Raw genomic sequence first — 14,393 nt, 5'->3', positions numbered from 1 at the left:
CGCCAGAGTCGGATCATCGCTCCGTATTTCTTGCTCCACTTCTCCTCGAGTTCGTCAAGTGCGATGAGGGCGGCGTCGGGATTGGGTGCGGTGTAGATGGGTTTGATGTCCCGCTTCACCGCGTCCCAATCCTGACGGGCAACCAACCGGAATGTGTTCCGGATCAAATGAACAATGCAGGTCTGAACAATAGTTTGCGGCCACACGTTGACGACGACTTCGGGGAGGCCTTTGAGACCGTCGCAGACGAGGAAGAACACGTCACGGACGCCGCGGTTCTTCAGGTCGATCAGCACGCTCAGCCAGAACTTCGCGCCCTCGCCGCCTGAGCCCATCCACAAGCCCAGGACGTCCTTGCGGCCGTCCACGGTGACCCCGATAGCGGCGTAGACGGGCCGGTTGGCGACCTGGCCGTCCCGCGCCTTCACCATGATCGCGTCGACGAACACCGCCGCGTAGACAGCGTCGAGTGGACGGTTCGCCCACTCATTCATTTCCGCGACGACTTTGTCGGTGATCCGGGAGATTGTCTCTTTGCTGACCGAGGCGCCATATATCTCGGCGAAATGCGCCGAGATCTCCCCGGTGGTCATCCCTTTCGCATACAGCGACAACACGATCTCGTCCACATCCGTGAGCCGGCGTTGCCGCTTTTTCACGATCTGCGGTTCGAACGTGCTTTCCCGATCCCGCGGAACGTTGATCTCAACCTCGCCGGCCGCGTCCGAGACCACCGTCTTCGACCGGCTCCCGTTGCGCACGTTCGATGACTCCCGACCCGGTTCTGCCTGGTTCTTCTCGTGGCCGAGGTGCTCGGTCATCTCTTCGTTGAGCGCGGTTTCCAGCACGTTCTTGGTGAACAGCTTCAGCAGACCGTCAGGGCCGGTCAACGCCAGCCCTCGAGCCTTGGCCTCGGCCACCATCGCCGCCGCGGCCGCCTGTTCCGGCGACAGCTCCCGCGCCGGCTTGTCACTCTTGCGTGGACTCACAACATCAGATGTCATCACTCACAGTGCCCATCCCACCGGACCTTCGGCCCGGCGTGTCGGGCCGGAAACACCGATCTTGAAACAGTCCCACCTCCAGCCATAGATGACGGCTGAGGGGCGAAGAGAGCAGGAGTCTTTGTGGAGTGTCCAGGTATAGTTGGCGAGGACTTCCAGGTGCACTTGACAGCGGCGCTGAAGTCCGCTTCATCGCTATGCGGCAGAAGAGCGCGTTGTTCGCGTTGGCCCTTGGGGCTGAGTTTTCTGTTGGGCACCGCCAGGAACATCGCGGGCCTTGCGGGCCATATTACGGTCCGAAACCGGTCGCCGTGTCCAACGTGCCGTGGGGCAGGGTCACTGCTGCTCACCCAGCTTGATGCTGTACTGGTCGACCAACTTCTTGTACTTGTCGAGGTTGTCCGTCCACTGGGTGCGCAGCGTCTCGCCGTCGACCTCGTTCGGGGTGAGCTGGTTGTCGGTGTTGAACGTCTTGTACGCGTCGGTGCCGAAGCCCTTCTGGAACGACGCCCGCAGCTTGTCGAGGACCTCCTTGGGCGTGCCCTTCGGCGCGAAGATCGCCCGGGACTGCTGCACGGGGGTGTCGTAGCCGGCCTCGAGAGCGGTCGGGGTGTCCGGCAGGTACGACGGCCGCTCCTGCGCGAACGTCACGATCGGCGTCAGCTTGCCGGCCTCGATCTGCTCGACCGCCTCGCCGAGCTGGATGGCGCCGACGTCGACCTGGCCGCCGAGCACGGCGGTCAGCGTCGGGTTGCCGCCGTCGAACGGCACGGCCGTCGCCGGGATGCTGGCTTGCCCGAATAGCAGTGCCGAGGACAGCTCGCTGCCGGTGCCGACGCCGGTGGTGCCGTACTTGATCGTCCTACCGGCCGCCTTGATGTCCTCGACCGTCTTCAGGCCCGATGACGGCGAGGTCACCAGCACGTAGTCGTCCTGGGAGACGCCGGTGATGATCTCGTAGTTGGCGATGTCGACGGCCTCGTCCTCGGGCACGGCCAGCGGCGTGATGAACGCGAGGCTGCCGTTGAAGACCATGATGGTGTGGCCGTCGGCCTTCTTGCCGGCGAGCTCCTTGGCCGCCAGGGCGCCGTTCGCGCCGGGCTTGTTCTCGACGGTGACGGCGACGCCGAGGTCGTCGGAGACGGGCTCGGCGAGGGCGCGTGCGATGAGGTCGGTGCTGCCGCCCGGGTCGGCGCCGACGTAGATGGTGATCGGGTCGCCGCCGGGGAAGTCCCCGCCGCTGTCGGAGCTTCCGCCCCCGAGGTTGCTGCCGCAGCCGGAGACGGACAGAGCGAGCGCGAGCCCGAGACCGCTCACCACCATTTTCCTGGTCATGACGTTGCTCTCCTTTGAGACGTTCGGCTGGGAAGGCTGATTGCGGGGAGCGTAAGGATCTGGGGTGATGCTTGTCCAAATCCCTTGAAGCATGGATTGATACCTTTCGTGCATCGCGCGTGGGTGCCGTTCGTCAACTCGTTGTGAGTGTCGGGAAGGCGCAAACTGGTACTACTGGGCTAGATCAACTCGGACGGGCAGCGCCCTCGTGCATCGAACGACGCGTCTGGTGCGCGCATCGCACTGAACGACGCATTCGGTGCATTGACGGCGCCAGCCCGAGCCTTCTAGCCGGTCCGGAAAACCGGCGATCCGTCCTCTGGAACGACAATCGTGCTCGCGGAGGTCAGGTCGACGCGATATGTCCCGTCGGCGCGGACGGTGCGGGCCACCGCCTCGGCCTCCGCCTGGGAGGCGAAGCGTTGCGTTCGCAGTATCTCGGTCGCTTCGGGGCGGATCGACTCGACCGGCCCCACCCCGGGCAGATAGCCGCCGTAGGAGTCAAGGACCTTGAGTTCGAACTGGATGTACCACCCCTCGGGGTCGTGCACGAAGCTGTCGACCCCGATCACGATCCCGTCCTCCAGCAGCGGTAGCCGCGGGTTGGCGTTCTGCGCCTTCTGGAAGCCGTGAAGGACCCGGCCGCCGTCGACGAGCCTGACGCGCACGGCCCGCGCTCCGGCCGCACGCCCGGGCTTGAACGGGCCGAGGGCTTCGATGCTTCGGCTTGACACCTGGTACCGCTTCTCCAGGTAGTTGATCCATTCGTCGCGTGACAGGGCGTCGAGCATGGTCATCCGGCGCCCGCGGTTCGCGGGGTCGTTGTTGTACGCCTTGAGCGCCTGGTAGACCTCGATGACCGGGTACTGGTTGGCGTGTTGCCCGGTGACGAAGTCGACGTCCACGGTCTGCTGCAGCCAGGCCAGGTTGTGGGCGAAACCGAGCCTGCGCCAGCCGTTCGTGGCGGTGGGTGTTCCGTTGTTCCAGCCGTAGCCGCCCATGTAGCCGAAGGTCAGCCGCCTGCCGGTGCCGGGGTGTCGCACCGCGAAGACGAACGAGGTCGTGCCAGCCGTGTGCCCCGGGGTCCACAGCGGCTTGATCCGGACGTTGCCGAAGTCCAGCCACCTGTCGTACTCGAAGAACCGGGTGCGTTCACGGATCAACACCTGATCGCCGGGCAGATCACCCGGCAGGGTCCATGTGTTGCCGACGGCGTCCTTCTCGATGCCGAGGACGTCCTCCCTCGGCGAGATGAGCTCGACCCGGCCACCGGCGTTCTCGATCATGGTGACCAGTTCGACGGTCGTTCCGTAGTGGTCCATATGCCCGTGCGGCATCAGGATGTGGTCGATGTCCCGGGGGTCGAAGCCGACCGCCTCGATGTTCTTCCAGTACTGGTAGCCGCTGTTCGGCCAGCCGGTGTCCAGGAGGACCAGCCGGTCGTCACGGCGCGAGCCGGTGCCCATGTCGCAACGGAAGAGGTAGAGCGACACCTCGTTGTCCCCGACGCAGTAGAAGGTGTCGGGCACGATCTCGAACGGCTCGGTGCTGCGCGTGTACGGCGCGGCCGTCACCCCGGTGGCCACGATGTCGATGTAAGGCCGACCTGAGACGGGATCAACGCCCTTGTCCGCGAGGAGGGCGCTCTGCGTCGGCACGTCCCACACCGGTTTGCCGTCGGCCACGTCCTGCGGGGTGAAGTAGAAGATCTGCCGCACTCGTGCCGCCGACGCCTGGCGGAAGTCGCGGTCGAAGACGACGAACACCGCCTGACGGTCCCTGGTGCTGTAGGCGTGGTCGCGGGTTACCGGGACCGCATCGAAGGACGACGGGGTCGACGCGCCCCAGTCCTGCGTGTTGACCTCGTAGACCTCGACATCCTCGGCCAGCTCGTAGGTCTCCTCATACCGCTTGACGGGCCGGGGAAGCGCTCTGCCGCTGATGTCCTCGGTGACCACGCGCCCGTCGCCGACCGTGATCGTGCGGCGGCCCTTGGCGTAGACCCATCCCGCCGCCACCATCGCACCGGGCATACTGTTCCGCCGCGCCAGTTCCGGCCCGTATTTCCGCGTGACGAAGACGGGACTCGAACCTTTGGCCAGCGCGGTGTGTAACGTCTCACCCGGCTCGGCGGCGACCACGACCTCACGCCCGGACGTCAGGAAGTCCACCAACCTACCTTCCGACACGGACCCGGCGATGACCTCCGCGTCGGCCACACTCACCGGCTCCGTGACAACGGTGATGCTTCGCCCCTCGCTGAGCACGGGGACCTCGACTCTGACCGACCCGCCGCCCTCGCTGATCGTCGCGCGGCCGACGACGAACCCGATCGACACTCGGGGTGCACCGGTCTCCCGAGCGGGCTGAGCGTCGGCGGCCGCGTGACCGGTGACCGCGACAGCACCGCTACCTGCCAGCACGGCTCCTGCCCGTAGTAGCGAACGACGGTCAATGGTCGCGCCCATGCGTGTGCTCCTCAACTGTCGGAACAAGACTCACAACTCTGTGTCGCCTGGGATTCGCCGTACCGGTGCGAACGGGGGCAGCCCGAGCGCAAGTGCCCAAGATCAGCCCCGTCCAAGGCCGTATCGGCATCGCTTCATACCGCACATGTATGCAGCACCGGCCACGGCGCGCCGGTCGTCGGCCGGTAGATGTCGGCCCGCAGCACGACGCCGTCGCGCATCGTGGCCGGCACGTCGTGCTCGATCGTCACATCGGGCATGGCGGGCCTCGTTCCTCACAGCGATGAGAGTCACTGGACCTGGACCCTGACAGGCCGGTGAGATCCGTGGCACACCCGAACGGGGGTGACGGCGCAAACGTGACCGGGGAATTCCGGTCGTGGCAGCCGTTAGTGCGGAAGTGTTTGATGTGAACATGCGAGTGCACCCGCTCGTCCGACTCGACGCGCAGTACGCGGACCTGCTCGCGGCGCTGGACCGCGGCGTTGAGGCGCACCATGGCCCTTGCTCGTCGTCGGCTCGGAGGTGGCGTGGACGGCCAGCCCCGACGCGGAGATCGGCACCGGGTTTAACCTGTCGCAACCTGTTGTCGGCCACAGGACCGGCGTCTGTCGCTACCCCCACGGTAGGCGCCGCACTGGTTGCCGGTGCCGAGCCTGCCGCGGCACCGGCAACACCAGGCTGGTGTGCACCACGTGGGGAATTAGCCTGTACCTCGTGCAGTTGGGTCAGAGGATGCCGGCGGTCCTCGCGGCGTGGACGGCCGCGGTGCGGTTGTGGACTTCGAGCTTGCGCATCGCGCTGCGCAGATATGCCTTGACGGTCTCCGGGCTCAGGCCGAGCCGCTGTGCGACCTCGGCGTTGCTGGCGCCGACCGCGACCAGGCGCAGCGCGTCGACCTCGCGTGGGGTGAGGACGGTGCCGGGGGCCGGGGCGAGGGGTTCGCCGCCGAGTTGCCGGTGGATGCGGGCCAGCTTGTCGCGCAGGCCGGGGTCGTCGGTGGTGCGGATGATCGCCGTCAGGTCGGAGAGCGCGGCTTTGACCGCGGGCGGCTGGGTCGGGGCGGGGCGGCGGATGAGGCTGTCGAGTTCGTTCTCCAGCTTCTTGGCGACGACGCCCGCGTGCCGCAGGGCGACCTGGCCGATCGGGGCATCGCCGCGGACGGCGCCGTAGATGATGCCGCCGACCTGGCCGTTGAGCTTGATCGGGAACGCGAAGATTGAGGTCAGCCGCTCGTGGTCGACCACGATCCGGTCGTAGTCATGGGTGATGGCCTTGTTGGTGGCGTAGTCGTTGACCAGGAACGGGCTGCCGCGCTCGATCGCCGTGCCGCCGAGGCCGCGGCCGCCGGGCACGACCAGGCCGTTCAGCGACTGTGTCAGGGTGCCGAACAGTTGGTTGATGACCAGGCGGCTGGTGCCCACGCCGGCGTGGCGGACCGCGCCGCCGAACACGACCGGGAGCCCGGTGAGCTGCCGCAGCAGCGGAAGCCGCCGGGCGAGCAGGTTCTCGATCATGTCCCGCGTCAGGTCATCTTCGACCACGGCCGTTCCTCTTCGTCCCAGCCCCCTGCGGTGACAAGTGTCACTCGATCGCCGCGAACGAGCCTACCCCCGTACGGGTGTAGTGGGCGACGAGCACGGGCCGTCACCCTCCTTCCTAACCCGAACGGGGGCTCGACGAGGAGGCAGCGAATGTCCACTGAGGGCTCGACACCGGCGGAGATGCGCCGGATCGCGATCGCGAGTTGTGTTGGCACGACGATCGAGTTCTACGACTTCTTCATCTATGGCACCGCGGCTGCCCTGGTGTTCCCGACGGTGTTCTTTCCCGCACTGGGACCGGCGGCGGGCGCGGTGGCCTCCTTCGCCACCTTCGCTGTGGCGTTCTTCGCCAGGCCTGTCGGCGCCGTCCTGTTCGGACACTACGGCGACCGGATCGGTCGCAAGCGCACGCTGATCTCGACCCTGCTGCTGATGGGCATCGCGACCGTACTCATCGGACTCCTGCCGGGCGCGGCGACGATCGGGGCCGCGGCGCCGATCGCGCTGGTGGTGCTGCGGTTCATGCAGGGCTTCGCGGTCGGCGGCGAGTGGGCCGGGGCGAACCTGCTCACCGCGGAGTACGCCCCGCCGGGCGAGCGCGGCCGGTACGCGACGTTCCCCCAGCTCGGCCCGGCCATCGCCTTCGCCCTGACGAGCGCGACGTTCCTGGTCACCGGCCTGGTGATGGGCGACAAGGACTCGGCGTTCCTGGAGTACGGCTGGCGCATCCCGTTCCTGCTGAGCGTCGTGCTGATCGGCGTCGGGCTCTACGTCCGGCTGAAGATCGAGGAGACCCCGGTGTTCCGCGCGGCCCAGGCCACCCGGCAGCCGGCCAAGCGCGCGCCGTTCCTCGCGGTCCTCGTCAGCCAGCCCAAGGAGGTGCTCCTGTCAGCGGGTTCGCTGACGATGGTGTTCGCGTTCTTCTACATGGGCACGGCGTATCTGACCGCCTACGGCGTCAACCCGGAGGGTGCCGGGCTGAGCAGGCCGACGGTGCTGGTGCTCGGCATCGCCGCCGCCGTGGTGTTCGGGGTGGTGACCGTCGTGGCGGGCGTCCTGTCCGACCGGGTCGGGCGCAAGCGGGTCATCATGACGTCCTGCGCCGTCGGCGCGGTGTGGGCGCTGCTGTTGTTCCCGCTGCTCGACACCCGCTCGCCGCTGGCCTTCGGTATCGGGATCACCGTGACGCTGGCGATCTTCGCGGTGTCCTACGGGCCTGCAGGCGCGTTCCTGCCCGAGCTGTTCCACACCCGCCACCGCTACACCGGCGCGGGCCTGGGCTACAACCTCGCCGGCATCCTCGGCGGCGCGGTGCCGCCGCTGCTCGCGCCACAGCTGACCAGCGCTTTCGGCAGCATCGCGATTGGCGTGATGCTCTCGGTGACCGCGGTGATCAGCTTCCTGTGCACCCGCGCGCTGGCCGAGACCGCGGGACGCGGCACCCTGCACACCACCGAAGGGGACGACCTTGTCCACGCCAACCGCGCATGATCGCTACCGCGCGAGCCGCGACCAGTTGCGCCGCGTTGAGTTGCGAGCCCGCGAGGTGAACGATCCCGCGACCGCCACCGCGCGCGAATGGCGCGACGACCAATTCCCGGAACTGCGCGGATAACCCACTTCACACTTCGGGCCCACGTCCATATCCGACAACGTTCCCTCAGCACGAAGGCGCTGAGGGAACTTCTCGATCGACACGGCCACAAAGGGGGCGGTGTCATTGCGAGCGAGCGCCACTGTCGCCGACAGCGGCACGGTGGACTTACATGGTGATCCCGTACCGAATGCGGTAGCGAGTGCCGGGGTGGCCAGTGCGAATCAGACACGCACCGGCCACCCGGCCCGGCTTCTCGTGCCCTCACGACGCCATGGCTGGGAGCGGTCTGCCGCCCGGTCCGTTCCGGTAGGTCAGCCAGGGCACCGACGGCTGCCGGTCGGCTCCGGGCTTGCGGTAGTCGCACACTCCGTGCGGGAACGCTTCTCGCAGCCTCGTCCACTGCTCGGGGGTGAAGGCGACGTTGTAGTCGCGCTGGTTGAGCGGTGTGAGTCGACATTTGAGCACGTCGTTGGAGAGTGGCGCGCCGGCTGCGATTCGTGGGTTGCCGTAGAACGGGAACGTTGTCCGGCAGATGTCGGGGTCGGTCACCTTGACCCCGTTGACGAAGCAGGCGTCTACCGCGTCGGCTGGTTTGTGCCGGCGGATCTTGACGCTGCGTGGGGCGTCGCTCGGGTCGGCCTCGACGGCGGTCAGCCAGCGGTCCATGAGCAGGAACGCCTGGTCCGCTATCGGGGCCGGTGGTGAGTGGTCGGGTCCGGGGAAGGTCCAGATGATCTGGTTGTCGGCGTGTCCGTTCGCGTTGCGTAGCCGCTCCCGCGTCGCGTGGCTGTGGAAGGCGGTGTGGATGTTGTTGAGGTTGGTGTTGGCGCGCAGGTCGATGATGGCGACGTTGTCGAGCTGGCGGGCATCCTCGGTGACGCTGCTGCGGTACGCCGTCGCGACCGCGCCCGGGTCGGCGACGCTACGGCGTGGCACGAAGTTGTGGTCGATGTCGAGCCCGCCGATGTTCTCGTTCAGGTCGACGAACTGCTCCGGCGTGATCGTCCCCGCCGTCAGGGCCCGCAGCCCGTACTGCACGCCGACGTTGTCGAAGGGCAGCTTGGCGAAGCCGAACCCGGCGGCCCGCTCGGCCGGCGTCCACAGGCTGGGGGGCCGCTGGCCGAAGACCGCTACCAGGAAGTCCTGGTAGGTGCTTCGGCACCCGGCCGGGTTGGTGTCCGGGTGGTAGAGCTGTGCCTGTTGTTCGGCGGTGAGTGGCGTCGGGAAGCAGGACTGGAGGAACGGCGGAAGCGGAGACCCGGGTGGCGGTTGGGTGAAGGCCGGGTTCTGGAAGTCGCCGAAGGACGAGTCCCAGGCTTCGCAGGCTGTCAGGTCGGTCGGGGCGACGGGCGCCGCGTTGCCCTGCGCCGCGGCGCGTCGCGCCGGGTCGGTCCACAGGGTGGGGGAGACCGTGCTGAAGACCCGGCGCATGAGGTGACAGTCCTCGACCTCGGCCAGGGCACCCGACCACATGTCCTCGTAGCTGGCGCTCGGCTGGATGCCGTCCAGCAGGCCGGGGTAGGCGTTGGCGATCTCGTGCTGCTGGATCGACCCGCCGGACCGCCCCTGTGCGAACGTGTACCGGATCTCGCCGTAGTGCTCGACGATGTGTTCCTTGAGCATCATCACCGACTCCGCGGAGACGACCGAGTTGCAGTTGCCGCCGAGGACGTTCAACGACGAGGTCGCGACCATGAACCCGCGTGACAGGGCGCGGTCGATCTGCACATCCTGCGCGACGCCCTGGTGGTGGTAGGTGTTGCAGTTGGCTCCGAACGGATAGAACAGCTTGTGGTTCCAGCCGTTCTGGGAGTCCCAGGCGGTCCATGGCCGGGCCGGGTCGAACAGGACCGCTGTGCGGTAGATGCCGCGGTTCTGCGTTCCGGTCTCCTGCCGGATCACGTACGGGACGGTGACTCCCTGGTCGGTGGTTGTCGTGGCGGTGTCCGTCGGTGGTGGAGCGGCCGGGTCGTAGGGGGCGAATGCGCCGCTGGTCCGCCGGTAGAAGAACTGATAGGTGGGCTGGGCGTTGCACTGCGGGTCCAGCGCGGGTCCGAGGCCGTTGGCGTCCGTTGTGCAGACCCACGGCTCGACCTGCGGGCCGGAGAAGACGGGGCCGCCGTTCGGGTGGTTGGTGATCGTGATCCGGTCCGCCGCTGAACCGTGCCGCGGACCGGAGACCTTGGCGCTCAACAGGCTCCGGCCGACCGGCAGCCCCTCAAGCAGCCCCAGGACGCGGCCGTTGGCACGTCGTGCGAAGGCCTCGCTCACGTCTCGCGAACCTTGGTCGGTGGTAAGCACCATCCGCAGTCGCGACGGGTCGGCACCGGGCGGCAGCAGCACCTCGACCAGTGCGTCGCCGCCCGAGACCAGGTCGGCGCGGTTGCCGAGCACCTGGAGGTCGAGGTGCCGGGAAGCACCTGACGCCGTGCCAGGCGTGGTTGCGGCGACAGCCGGGGTGAAGGCGATGACCGCGCATGTCGCCGCGGCCACCACGGTAGCGAGGGTGGACTTCATGGTTCCGGAACCTCCTACAGCCAGCGCTTACGGCGCTTGTAGTGCTTGACGTCGCGGTAGCTGCGCCGCCCCCCGGCCTCACCCAGGCCGAGGTAGAACTCCTTGACATCGGGGTTGCCGGCCAGCTCGCCGGCGGTTCCGGCGAGGACTATCCGGCCGGATTCCATGACATAGCCGCGGTGGGCGGCCGCCAGGGCGCGGCGGGCGTTCTGCTCGACCAGCAGGGCGGTCAGGCCGAGGTCGGTGTTGAGCCGCCGGATGATCTCGAACACCTCGTCCACCAGCAGGGGCGCCAGGCCCAGCGACGGTTCGTCGAGCAGCAGCAGCCGCGGCTCGGACATGAGAGCCCGGCCGATGGCGAGCATCTGCTGCTCGCCGCCGGACAGGTAGCCGGCCACCCGTCCACGCAGGACGGCCAGCCGCGGCAGGAACTCGTACACCCGGTCGAAGTCGGCCGCGGCGCGGCGGGTGTACCCGCCGGCGACCAGATTCTCGTGCACGGTGAGGTGCTCGAAGACCCGCCTGCCCTCCATCACGAGTGCGATGCCACGGCGTACCCGCTCGGCCGGCTCGGCGCGGGTGACGTCGACGCCGTCGAAGGTCACGGCGCCTTCGGTGACGGCGCCGTGCTCGGTCGGCAGCAGCCCGGTGATCGCCTTGAGCGTCGTCGACTTGCCCGCGCCGTTGGACCCGAGAAGGGCGACCACCTCACCGCGCGGCACCACGAGCGACATGCCGCGCAGCACCAGGATCACCTCGTCGTAGACGACCTCGACGTTGTCGACCGCGAGGAGCGTGTCGCGCCCGCTCGTCACGATTTCGGTGCCACGCCGGCGGCGACCTCGGCGAACTCGCCGCTCGAGACCTCGTAGATGCTCGATGAGGTGGCACCACGGTGACTGTCGGCGGAGAACTTGATCGGCCCGATGACGCCGCCGGTGTCCACGGCCGGCATCGTCTCCAGCCCGGCGCGGATGTTGGGGCCGGTCAGCTCCTTGCCGTCGGCGACGGTGTGCTCGATGCCCTTGACCATCGCGTGCATCGTGTACCAGCCCTGGACGAAGTGCAGACCCTTGGCGTCGAGGTCGATGCCCTTGTCCTCGCAGTACTCGCGGATCGCCTGATGGCCGGGCTTGGCGATGCCGGGCGGCGCGAACGGCTGGATCATCAGGTGCCCCTCCGCGGCAGGCCCCGCGTTCGTCATGAACAGTTCGTCGGCGCACCAGTTGAGGCAGACGACCGTCATGTCGAGCTTCTGGGCGGCGATGTCCTTGGCCACCACCGCGGCCGGACTGGACACGTTCTGGATCACCACGTACTTGGCGCCCTGTGCCTTGGCCTGTTGGAGAATGCCGACGTAGTCGGTGGCGCCTGCCGTCATGGGGTAGGCCTTGAAGCCGAGCTGGTAGCCCTTGTCGTTGATCCACTTTTCGGCGTCGGCCAGCGGGGCGGTGCCGAACGGTGAGTCGTGGTGGAGCACCGCCACCTGCGCTGCCGGGTCCTGGGCGGCGATGTGGTCGATGGCGACCCGCAGCTGGTCGGAGTAGGTCGGTGCCACGACGAAGTTGTACGGCGACTGCTGCGGGTCGGTGAGGACCTCGGCGTACGAGGCCGACATGAACGGAAGCTCGTCGTCCTTGACCTTGCTCCGCAGCGCCTCGCTGTCGCCGGTGCCCCAGCCCTGGATGGCCACCGCGTTCTCGGCGACGAACTTCTTGTACTTCTCCTCGGCGGTGGGGACCTTGTACTGGTAGTCCTCACTGATCGCCCTGATCTTGTGGCCGTCGACCCCGCCCTCGGCGTTGACGTGGTCGACATAGGCCAGCATGCCCTCGTTGTACGGCTTGCCGACATCGGCGGTGGCACCGGTCAGGTCGGCGATGACGCCGATGACGATGTCCTCGTTGTCCTCGCCACCCCCGGCGGTGGGGCCGCCGCATCCGGCGAGCAGCGCGGTAGCGACCGCGGCCAGCGTGAGTATGCGCATTGCGGTACTCCTTAGTGGGCTTCAGTAGCGGAACGGCCAGAGCCGCACGTAGTCCTTGACACGGCGCCAGATCCGGTCCAGCCCGCGCGGCTCGAACAGCAGGAACAGGACGATGACCAGTCCGAATGCGGCCGCCTGCACGGCCGGTAGCTGGTCTGCGAGCACGGGAACCCACGTGCGGAGGGCATCGGCGAGCTCGGCGAGCAACGGGGGCAGCAGCATGATGAAGGCAGCCCCGTAGACCGCACCCGCGATGCTGCCCAGCCCGCCGACGATGATCATGGCGAGATACTGGATCGAGACGTCGATGGTGAACCGTTCCCAGGTGACGGTCTGGGTGTAGTGGGCGGTGAGAGCGCCGGCCAACCCGACGTAGCCCGACGACACGGCGAAGGCCAGCAGTTTCGTCCTAGTCAGGTCGACGCCGATGGCGGAGGCCGCGATGTCGTGGTCCCGCACCCCCATGAAGGAGCGGCCCAGCGCGGTGCGGAAGATGTTCCTCGCGGTGACGACGGCCAGCACCGCGAGGCCGGCGATGATCAGGTACCAGACGAACTCGAAACTGGTACGGGGCACGCGCCAACCGAAGATGGTCAACCGGTCGACGTCGAGAAAGCCCTGCCCGCCGGTGAGCCAGCCCCACCGGCGGACCACGAAGATGATGATCTCCTGGCTGGCGATCGTCGCGATGGCCAGGTAGAGCCCTTTGAGTCGCAGCGCCGGCAGACCGAAGAACGCGCCCACCGCCGCGGTCACCAGCACGGCGGCGAGCATGGCCAGCGGCATCGGCAGCCCGGCGCGCTGCACCAGCAGCCCGGAGGTGAACGCGCCGACGGCGAGGAACCCGCCCTGGCCCAGCGAGATCTGACCGGTGAACCCGACCAGGATGTTCAGGCCCACGGCGCCGATCGCGGCGATGCCGATCGTGTTGACGATGCCGAGCCAGTAGGTGTCGACCAGCCACGGCAGGGCGAGCAGGCCGGCGAAGATGAACACCAGCCGCATGCGCTCGGCTGTTGTGTGCCGCAGGCGCAGTTCGGCGGCGTAGCTGGTGTGGAAGACGCCGGCAGCGGTGGCGGCCATGTCAGACCCTCTCGATGCGTCGCTGTCCGAACAGCCCGTACGGGCGCACGAGGAGGATGAGCACCAGCACGACGTAGGGCACCACCTGTGAGGCGCCGGCCGACAAACCCTCGGCGTACTGGCTGACCAGGCCGATGACGGCGCCCCCGACGATGGTGCCCGGTACCGAGTCGAGTCCGCCGAGAATGACCACCGGGAAGACCACCAGGCCGAAGGTGCCCAGGTTCTGGCTCAGCTCGGAGATGTCGGCCAGCAGAATGCCCGCGGCCGACGCGCTGACAGCGGCGAACGCCCAGGCGAGTGCGAAGATCCTCCGCACCGAGATGCCCTGGACCAGGGCGGCCTGTTGGTCGTCGGCGACCGCTCGCATCGCGACCCCGTGCCGTGACCACCGGAAGAACAGGGTGAACGCGGTGAGCACCACCGCCGCGACCGCGACCGCGACAAGCCGGTCGAGCGGTACCGCCGCATCCGCCACGGTGACCGTCCCGGCCGGGAGAACTTTCGGCATTTCGCGCGGGGTGGTGCCGAAGAACATCGTCACCACGGCCTGGAGGACCGCGGCCAGGCCGATCGTCACCATGATCACCGCGATCGGGTCCGCACCGATCAGCGGCCGCAGGATCAGGCGCTCGATGGCGACGCCGAGGACGACGGCCGCCGCCACACCGGCGAGCACGGCGGCTGCGAAGGGCAGTCGCAACAGGACGAACGCGATGTAGAACAGGTAGCCGCCGACGAGCAGCAACTCGCCCTGCGCGAAGTTGATGACGCTCGTCGCCTTGTAGATGAGCACGAAGCCGAGCGCGGCCAGCGCCAGGACCGCACCGTTGGCCAGACCGTAGACCGTCAACTGCA

At 67.9% G+C, this 14,393-nt stretch carries 11 protein-coding genes; 1 reads left to right on the top strand and 10 read right to left on the bottom strand.

Annotated features, from left to right (window positions below; genetic code table 11):
* The 5 genes from VF106_RS09730 to VF106_RS09710 form a co-directional block, all read right to left on the bottom strand.
* The coding region (locus tag VF106_RS09730) for an IS256 family transposase (protein ID WP_414638909.1) at positions 1-1,004 on the bottom strand (1,004 nt) is incomplete at its 3' end.
* A gap of 336 nt (positions 1,005-1,340) precedes the next feature.
* Positions 1,341-2,339, bottom strand: a complete 999-nt coding sequence (locus VF106_RS09725; protein WP_330839286.1) for a Bug family tripartite tricarboxylate transporter substrate binding protein — start codon at positions 2,337-2,339, stop codon at positions 1,341-1,343.
* 287 nt (positions 2,340-2,626) lie between these two features.
* On the bottom strand, positions 2,627-4,807 hold the full coding sequence (locus VF106_RS09720; RefSeq protein ID WP_330839285.1) for an MBL fold metallo-hydrolase: 2,181 nt from the start codon (positions 4,805-4,807) through the stop codon (positions 2,627-2,629).
* A 134-nt stretch (positions 4,808-4,941) separates the two neighbouring features.
* Positions 4,942-5,067 (bottom strand): hypothetical protein, encoded by a 126-nt coding sequence (locus VF106_RS09715; RefSeq protein ID WP_330839284.1) that lies wholly within the window; start codon positions 5,065-5,067, stop codon positions 4,942-4,944.
* Between the two features lie 468 nt (positions 5,068-5,535).
* Positions 5,536-6,351 carry a LuxR C-terminal-related transcriptional regulator gene (locus tag VF106_RS09710; protein ID WP_330839283.1) on the bottom strand — a complete coding sequence of 272 codons (816 nt, stop codon included), beginning with the start codon at positions 6,349-6,351 and terminating at the stop codon, positions 5,536-5,538.
* Positions 6,352-6,501: 150 nt separating this feature from the next.
* On the opposite strand from VF106_RS09710, the gene VF106_RS09705 reads away from it, so the two are divergent.
* Positions 6,502-7,842, top strand: coding sequence for an MFS transporter (locus tag VF106_RS09705; RefSeq protein WP_330839282.1), 1,341 nt, complete (start codon positions 6,502-6,504; stop codon positions 7,840-7,842).
* A 367-nt stretch (positions 7,843-8,209) separates the two neighbouring features.
* On the opposite strand, the gene VF106_RS09700 is transcribed toward VF106_RS09705, so the two are convergent.
* From VF106_RS09700 to VF106_RS09680, 5 genes are all read right to left on the bottom strand, one after another.
* Positions 8,210-10,465 carry a DUF6351 family protein gene (locus VF106_RS09700; RefSeq protein ID WP_330839281.1) on the bottom strand — a complete coding sequence of 752 codons (2,256 nt, stop codon included), beginning with the start codon at positions 10,463-10,465 and terminating at the stop codon, positions 8,210-8,212.
* Positions 10,466-10,479: 14 nt separating this feature from the next.
* A complete protein-coding gene (locus VF106_RS09695; RefSeq protein WP_330839288.1) occupies positions 10,480-11,199 on the bottom strand; it encodes an ABC transporter ATP-binding protein in 720 nt (239 codons plus the stop codon).
* Positions 11,200-11,276: 77 nt separating this feature from the next.
* Complete coding sequence (locus VF106_RS09690; protein WP_330839280.1) at positions 11,277-12,452, bottom strand: ABC transporter substrate-binding protein; 1,176 nt, start codon at positions 12,450-12,452, stop codon at positions 11,277-11,279.
* A 21-nt stretch (positions 12,453-12,473) separates the two neighbouring features.
* Positions 12,474-13,535, bottom strand: coding sequence for a branched-chain amino acid ABC transporter permease (locus VF106_RS09685; protein ID WP_330839279.1), 1,062 nt, complete (start codon positions 13,533-13,535; stop codon positions 12,474-12,476).
* 1 nt (position 13,536) lies between these two features.
* A partial coding sequence (locus VF106_RS09680) for a branched-chain amino acid ABC transporter permease (protein WP_330839278.1) occupies positions 13,537-14,393 on the bottom strand: 857 nt, incomplete at its 5' end.

Origin of the sequence: Actinophytocola sp. (assembly GCF_036378875.1) — a bacterium.
Classification (GTDB): domain Bacteria; phylum Actinomycetota; class Actinomycetes; order Mycobacteriales; family Pseudonocardiaceae; genus Actinophytocola.
The sequence above is the reverse complement of the archived record's forward strand: the minus strand, read 5'-3'. Positions and strand labels throughout refer to the sequence as shown.

What these genes read in the sequence shown, in the direction of transcription:
- VF106_RS09725 (WP_330839286.1), bottom strand. Translation starts at nt 2,339, where the DNA reads ATGACCAGGAAAATGGTGGTGAGCGGTCTCGGGCTCGCGCTCGCTCTG.
- VF106_RS09720 (WP_330839285.1), bottom strand. Translation starts at nt 4,807, where the DNA reads ATGGGCGCGACCATTGACCGTCGTTCGCTACTACGGGCAGGAGCCGTG.
- VF106_RS09715 (WP_330839284.1), bottom strand. Translation starts at nt 5,067, where the DNA reads ATGCCCGATGTGACGATCGAGCACGACGTGCCGGCCACGATGCGCGAC.
- VF106_RS09705 (WP_330839282.1), top strand. Translation starts at nt 6,502, where the DNA reads ATGTCCACTGAGGGCTCGACACCGGCGGAGATGCGCCGGATCGCGATC.
- VF106_RS09700 (WP_330839281.1), bottom strand. Translation starts at nt 10,465, where the DNA reads ATGAAGTCCACCCTCGCTACCGTGGTGGCCGCGGCGACATGCGCGGTC.
- VF106_RS09695 (WP_330839288.1), bottom strand. Translation starts at nt 11,199, where the DNA reads ATGTCGCTCGTGGTGCCGCGCGGTGAGGTGGTCGCCCTTCTCGGGTCC.
- VF106_RS09690 (WP_330839280.1), bottom strand. Translation starts at nt 12,452, where the DNA reads ATGCGCATACTCACGCTGGCCGCGGTCGCTACCGCGCTGCTCGCCGGA.
- VF106_RS09685 (WP_330839279.1), bottom strand. Translation starts at nt 13,535, where the DNA reads ATGGCCGCCACCGCTGCCGGCGTCTTCCACACCAGCTACGCCGCCGAA.